Origin of the sequence: Segeticoccus rhizosphaerae (assembly GCF_009192725.1) — a bacterium.
Lineage (GTDB): Bacteria > Actinomycetota > Actinomycetes > Actinomycetales > Dermatophilaceae > Segeticoccus > Segeticoccus rhizosphaerae.
This window is the reverse complement of the sequence record NZ_VOHR01000213.1, coordinates 1-6,706: the sequence shown is the minus strand read 5'-3', so window position 1 is coordinate 6,706 and position 6,706 is coordinate 1. Positions and strand designations below refer to the sequence as shown.

Annotated in this window: 5 protein-coding genes; 2 read left to right on the top strand and 3 right to left on the bottom strand. The window is 71.9% G+C overall.

Annotated features, from left to right (window positions below; translation table 11 throughout):
* On the bottom strand, positions 1-551 hold a 551-nt coding region (locus tag FRW57_RS15155; RefSeq protein WP_476748655.1), incomplete at its 3' end, for a MoeA family protein.
* Positions 548-1,498: a UTP--glucose-1-phosphate uridylyltransferase GalU gene (gene galU / locus FRW57_RS15150; protein ID WP_152186382.1), complete on the bottom strand. Its 951-nt coding sequence runs from the start codon at positions 1,496-1,498 to the stop codon at positions 548-550. The genes galU and FRW57_RS15155, both read right to left, overlap by 4 nt.
* A gap of 189 nt (positions 1,499-1,687) precedes the next feature.
* Between galU and FRW57_RS15145 the strand changes: the two genes are divergently transcribed.
* Entirely contained in the window at positions 1,688-2,410 is a 723-nt protein-coding gene (locus tag FRW57_RS15145; protein WP_137119998.1) for a 5-formyltetrahydrofolate cyclo-ligase, read from the top strand.
* Between the two features lie 52 nt (positions 2,411-2,462).
* Here FRW57_RS15145 and FRW57_RS15140 read toward each other — a convergent pair whose 3' ends face one another.
* On the bottom strand, positions 2,463-5,141 hold the full coding sequence (locus tag FRW57_RS15140) for a penicillin acylase family protein (protein ID WP_152186381.1): 2,679 nt from the start codon (positions 5,139-5,141) through the stop codon (positions 2,463-2,465).
* Positions 5,142-5,229: 88 nt separating this feature from the next.
* Between FRW57_RS15140 and FRW57_RS15135 the strand changes: the two genes are divergently transcribed.
* The coding region (locus FRW57_RS15135; protein ID WP_152186380.1) for a potassium/proton antiporter at positions 5,230-6,706 on the top strand (1,477 nt) is incomplete at its 3' end.

The following is a 6,706-nucleotide window of genomic DNA, read 5'->3' as shown; positions in this document are numbered from 1 at the left end:
GGGAACAACGGAGACAGGATCGTCACCCCGTGCTGCTCGGCGAAGGGGACGAACGCGTCGCGTATGCCGATAGCATCCCTCCCCGTTCCGTGCACCGTGCCGGCGGGCAGGACGGTGTCGCCGACCTGGAGGTCGTCACCGGCCGGCCGCACGTGCTGGCCCGCCCCCGCCGCCTCCCGGATCTCGACCCGGTCCACGCCGCCGTCGGTCTGTTCCACCGGCACGACGGCGTCGGCCCCCTCCGGCATCGGCGCGCCGGTCATGATCCGCAGGCACCCGTCGTCGGGCAGCGTGAGGTGCTCGGTGTTGCCGGCGGCGATGTCGCCGGCCACGCGAAGGACGACGGGCGACGCCTCGCTGGCGCCGGCGACGTCACCGGAGCGGACGGCATACCCGTCCATCGCCGAGTTGGTGAAGCCGGGCAACGGCACCGGGCTGGTGACCTCCTCCGCGAGGACGCACCCGCGCGCCTCCAGCAGCTCCAGCTCACGCGGCGCGAGCCGGGCCACAGCCGCGAGGATGCGGGCCAAGTGGTCCTCGACGGAGATCATCGCGAGGTGGCGCTGGGGGTCCGGTCGGCGTCGCGCAGCTCGGCGACGTAGTCCTCCAACCAGGCGCTGAAGTCGTCGCCGAGCTCCTTGTGCTCTCGTGCCAGCCGCACGACGGCCTTGAGGTAGTCGAGCCGGTCGCCGGTGTCGTAGCGGCCTCCGCGGAAGACCACACCGTGCACCCCGGCCCCCTCGCCGCTGGCCGCCGCCCGCTCCTGGAGCGCGTCGGTCAGCTGGATCTCGTTGCCACGGCCCGGGGGCGTCTGCTCGAGCACCCCGAAGATCGACGGATCGAGGACGTAGCGGCCGATGATCGCCAGGTTGCTCGGCGCGTCGGCCGGGTCGGGCTTCTCGACCAGACCCGTGATCCGCACGACGTCGGGCTCGTCGGTCTCCTCGACCGCGGCGCAGCCATAGAGATGGGTCTGCTCCGGCGGCACCTCCATCAGCGCCACGACACTGCCGCCCTTGGCCTGCTGCACCGCGATCATCTGCTCCAGCAGCAGGTCGCGCGCGTCGATGAGGTCGTCGCCGAGCAGCACCGCGAAGGGCTGGTCGCCGACGTGCGCCTGCGCACACAGCACCGCGTGGCCGAGGCCGAGCGGCTCGCCCTGCCGGACGAAGTGGATGTTGCCGAGCGTCGCCGACTTGCGGATCCGTTGCAGGCGCCGGTCGTCACCCTTGGCCTCGAGGGCCTGCTCGAGCTCCCAGTGCCGGTCGAAGTGGTCCTCGAGCGCGACCTTGTTGCGCCCGGTGATCATCAGCACGTCCTGCAGCCCGGCCCGGGCCGCCTCCTCCACGACGTACTGGATCGCGGGCTTGTCCACCACCGGCAGCATCTCCTTCGGAGTCGCCTTGGTGGCCGGAAGGAAACGGGTGCCCAGCCCGGCGGCCGGGATCACGGCCTTGACGAGCGGCGACGGTGCGGAATCGGTGCGCGATGGGGTCATGGCCAGAGGTTATCTGTCTCCCGCACGTGACCGGACACCTCTTCGGCGAGCGCACCCGGATGGACGGTCCGAGCGCGCTCACGCCAGGGTGTCCGAGGGCCCTCACGCAAGCCGTGTCCGGGTGCGCTCGCGCCGGCGGTGTCCGAGGGCGCTCGCCCCAGCGGTGTCCGGTGCGGAACCATGGCCGGTATGCCGTCCGCCCACCTCCCCGATCCACGCAAGACCGAGTTGCGCCGCACCCTCCGGGCGGCGAGGCGAGAGCACGCGCCGGCTGCCGACCGGGCCACAGAGGGGGCTGCGATCGCGCGGGCCGTCCTGGCCCTGCTCGAGGTCGCCCCGCCCCCGGTGACCACCCCGGCCTCCGGCGTAGTTGCTGGGGATCGGCGTCGTCGACGACGCCGATCCCCAGCAACTACGGAGGGAGGCGCGGGCGGCGCGTGGTGCGTGGCGGCCTACGAGTCCCTGCCCACCGAACCGCCGACGGAGGGGCTCATCGCGGCCCTGCTCGACCACGGCGTCCGGGTCCTCGTGCCGGTCCTGGAGGCCGACCTCGACCTCGACTGGCGCCCTGCGGAGCACCCGGAGCATCGGACCGGGGCGAGCGCCCCGCCGCGAGCTGGTGCTGCGCAGCTCAGGACCGGCAGCGAGCTCGGGCACGACGCGATCGGCACGGCGCAGGTCGTGGTCGTCCCGGCGCTGGCGGTGGACCGCGGCGGGGTGCGGCTCGGGCAGGGCGGCGGCAGCTACGACCGGGCGCTCGCCCGACGCTCGCCGGGCGCCCTCGTGGTGGCGGTCGTGCACGACGAGGAGCTGGTCGACGGTCCGCTGCCGCACGAGCCGCACGACCAGCCAGTCGACGCCGTGGTCACATCCGGGCTCGGCCTCGTCCGCCTCCCCACCATCCCCCGCTAGTTGCTGGGTAAGGGGGTCATCGGTGACGCCCTCTCCCAGCAACAAGGGGGAGTCAGGGGCGGAGGGTGAGCTCCTCGTCGCTGGCCGCCCGCACGGCCTCCGGCGTCGACGGCCAGGGGTAGGTGTCGCCGCTGATCCACGCGTCGACCTGGTCGTCGTAGTGGTCGGCATACGGGTGCCCCGAGTTGCCGCTCTGATTGACCCACCGCGACGCGTCGAGGTCGCCGAGGTCGACGACCATCCGCATCGACGGCGCCCACGACACGTCAAAGCCCTCGGACGCGTCCCACCCGTTGGCGTCGACGATCGACGACCCGCCAGGCATCTGCCACGACCCGCGGTTGAACAGGGCCCGCACGATGCCGGGCACACCGTCGCCCCCGAGCACCTGGTGCTTGAGCTCGAGCTGGTGCAGCCGTCCCCAGCTCCAGGTCGAGGGGTCCCGTCCGATCGAACGGGTCAGCTCGAGCCGGGCCTCGACCATCGCCTGGCGCAACACCTCGCTGCGGCCCTCCACCACGCCCGGGGTGAGCTTGTTGTCCCACCACGCGTTCCGCGGCTGGGTCAACAGCTTCACCATCGCCGCGCGGTCTCGGTCGCCCCCGTCGGCCCACAGGTCGCGCGGCAGCTCGTCGTCGAAGGTCAGGTTGAGCAGGCGCGCCCACACCACGTTGTAGTAGGCCGCCGCCGAGGACTGCGGGCCGGACGCCGGCGTGGTGTAGTCCCAGCCCTCGAGCAGCCGCTGCCCATCCTCGGTGAACCGGTCGCCGCCGAGGTCGACCGCCAGCAACTGCTTGACCAGGACCGGGGCGAAGTCGTTGCGTGTATCCATCTGGATCTGCCCCATCCGTTCGGGCCTGACCTTCGGGCTCTGCTGCAGGAGGTTGCGGATCCGCTGGCTGCGGTAGCCGGCATCCCACTCGGTCGTGAGGAACGGCGAGCTGCTGGCGGTGACCTCCTGGTTGGCGGTGACCAGGAACCCCTCCTTCGGATCCAGCACGTGCGGCAGCTGCTCGAAGGGCACCTGGCCCTTCCAGTCGTAGGCCGGGTCCCACCCCGGCGCCGGCCAGTAGCCCGGCGGAGATCCCGGTGTCGCGGACCTGCGGATCGGCACGCGCCCCGGCGCCTGGTAGCCGATGTGTCCCGAGGTGTCGGCGTAGACCAGGTTCTGGGCGGGCACCGCGAAGTCGCGGGCGGCAGCACGGAAGTCCGGCCAGTTGCGCGCCGCGTTGAGCTCGAAGATCGCGTCTGCCGTGCGGTTCGGTTGCAGTGCCGTCCAGGCCAGCGACACCTCGTAGCGCTGGCGGTCCCTCTTGCCCCGCACCGGTGCAGCCGACCCGGCCTGGTTGACCGAGGTGACCACGTCGGACATCACCGGTCCGTGGACGGTGCCGCGCACGATGAGGTGCTCGTCCTTCTGCCCGGCGACCTTGATCGTCTCGGTGCGCTGTCTCAGCGGCACGTAGCGTCCGTTCCGCAGGTAGGAGTCGCCGCGCACCTTCTCGAGGTAGAAGTCGGTGACGTCGGGCGCCAGGTTGGTGAATCCCCAGGCGACCGTGTCGTTGTGGCCGATCACGATGCCCGGCAGCCCGGCGAAGGAGAAGCCGCTCACGTCGAAGGGGCACTGCTTCGACAGGGTGCGGCAGTGCAGCCCGGTCTGGTACCAGATGCCCGGCATGCTGACCCCTAGGTGTGGGTCGTTGGCCAGCAGCGGCATGCCGGTCGTGGAGTGCTCGCCGTCAACCACCCACGAGTTGGAACCGATGCCGTCGCCCTGCCCGAGGGTGGCTGGGACGGCGCGCACCGCACTCGTCGCCTGCGCGTATGCCGTTCGCACACTCGCTTCCCGGTTCACCGCCGGGCCTGCGTCGCCAGTGAGGGCCGCCGGCTGAGCGGACTCCTGCTGGGCGGACCCTCCGTCCTTCGCCTTCTCCTTCGCCCCCGGAGACTGGCGGTCCGGTCCTGCCGTCGAGGTGGCCGTGGCCTTCTTGACAGCCGTGCGCTCGGACGCGGTGGGTGACCAGTCCGCCGAGGACAGGATCGGACGGTGGGCCTTCGCGTCATACGGCGGGAACAGGTCCGCGATGTGGCCCGCGGACATGCGGTCGGCCAGACGGGCCCGCGTGAGCTCGTCGGCGTAGTCGCTGCGCAGGTCCCACGCCATCGCCTTGAGCCAGGCCAGCGAGTCCACCGGCGTCCACGGCTCGATCCGGTAGTCGGGCACCTGCTGTCCGAGGATGACGTACTCCAGCGCGATCTTGGACTGCGAATCTCGCTCGTCCAAGTAGGCGTTGACCCCGTCGGCGTAGGCGCGCAGGTAGCGCTGGGTCGAGGGGTCGAGCCGCGGCAGCTCCTGCTCGGCGACCCGGCGCCAGCCCATGGTGCGGATCACCCGGTCGGTCTCCAGCCCGTCGGGGCCGACCAGCTCCGAGAGCCGGCCGGCCGTGATGTGCCGCCGCAGGTCCATCTCGAAGAACCGGTCCTGGGCCGCGACGTAACCCTGCGCGCGGAAGAGGTCGTCCGCGTTGTCCGCGTAGATCTGCGGCACCCCCCGGTCGTCCCGCAGCACCGACACCGAGCTGGTCAGGCCGGAGACGGTGATCTCGCCCGACGTCTGCGGAAAGGAGCGGCGCACCAGGCCGATCGCGAGGACGGCAGCGACCACCGCCACGACCAGGAGGAGAGCGAGAGCCGAGATTCCGATGCGGCGCAGGAGCCTGGGACGAGACACCCTGCGAGACTAGGCCACCGAAAGCCCCGCTCAGCGCACGCAGGGCACGCTCAGGTCGGCCCGGGGACGTCCTGGAGAGGAGGGTCTGGTGCTCGCGACGCCAGTGCCCCCTGCGTTCACTCTGGACGACCTGACACCGGTGCTCCTGCTCGGCACCCTCGTGCTGCTCGTCTCGGTCGCGGCCGTGCGTTTCGCGGTCCGGGCCGGCCTGCCGACGCTGCTGCTCTACCTCGCGATCGGGCTGGCCATCGGCAACGAGGGTCTCGGCATCCGGTTCGACTCGGCGGAGCTGACCCAGGTGCTCGGCTACAGCGCGCTCATCCTCATCCTGGCCGAGGGCGGACTGACCACGTCCTGGGCAGGCATCCGCTCCGCGGTCGCCCCCGCCGCCGTGTTGTCGACCATCGGCGTCGTCGTCTCCGTCGTGGTCGTCGGGTTCGCGGCGCACTGGATCCTCGACGTGTCCCTCGAGATCGGCTTCCTCGTGGGCGCCGTGGTCTCCTCCACGGACGCGGCCGCGGTCTTCTCGGTGCTACGGCGGGTCCCGTTGCCCGCTCGGCTGTCCGGTGTGCTCGAGGCGGAGTCCGGCTTCAACGACGCGCCGGTCGTGCTGCTGGTCGTCGTCCTCGCCCACCAGGCGGTGCCGGGCGCCGTGCACGACCCGGCGTGGCAGCTGGTCCTCATCGCCGCCGGAGAGCTGGCGGGGGGCGCAGCGGTGGGGCTGGCGGTCGGCTTCCTCGGCGGCTTCGTCATGCGCCGCGCAGCGTCGACCTCCTCCGGCCTGTTCTCCATCGGGATCCTCTCGCTCACCGTCCTCGCCTACGCCGTGGCGGTCGAGATCCACGCCAGCGGCTTCCTCGCCACCTACGTCGCCGCGCTGGTGCTGGGCAACATCGCCCTGCCGCACCGGCCGGCGATCCGTGCGTTCGCCCAGGCGATGGGCTGGCTGGCCCAGATCGGGCTGTTCGTGCTGCTGGGGCTCGAGGCGTCGCCGTCCCAGCTCGTCCCACAGATCGTCCCCGCCATCGCCATCGGCCTGGTGCTGCTGCTCGTGGCCCGTCCGGCGTCGGTGCTGTTGTCGATGCTGCCGTTCCCGATGCCGCTGCGTGAGCAGCTCTTCCTGTCCTGGGCAGGGCTGCGTGGCGCGGTGCCCGTCGTGCTGGCGACCGTCCCGCTCACGGTGGGCACACCGCATACCGGGTGGCTGTTCAACCTCGTCTTCAACCTCGTCATCATCTTCACGATCGTCCAGGGCCCGGCCCTGCCGTGGGTGGCCCGGCGGCTGGGCATCACCGGCGACCACCACACGGTGGACCTCGAGCTGGAGACCACGCCCCTGGAGGAGCTGGGCGCCGACGTGCTCCAGGTGCAGGTCGGGCCGGAGTCGCAGCTGCACGGCGTGGAGGTCTTCGAGCTGCGGCTGCCGGTGGGAGCCAACGTGACGCTGATCGTGCGCGACCGGGAGGCGTTCGTGCCGGATGCCCGCACGCCGCTGCGCCGCGGCGACTCGCTGCTGATCGTGACGACCGGTGCGGCCCGAGGCCGGGCCGAGGCGCGGCTGCGGG

Bases quoted from the DNA above. Each gene is read 5' to 3' on its own strand.
- FRW57_RS15145 (WP_137119998.1), top strand. From the start codon at position 1,688: ATGCCGTCCGCCCACCTCCCCGATCCACGCAAGACCGAGTTGCGCCGC.
- galU (WP_152186382.1), bottom strand. From the start codon at position 1,498: ATGACCCCATCGCGCACCGATTCCGCACCGTCGCCGCTCGTCAAGGCC.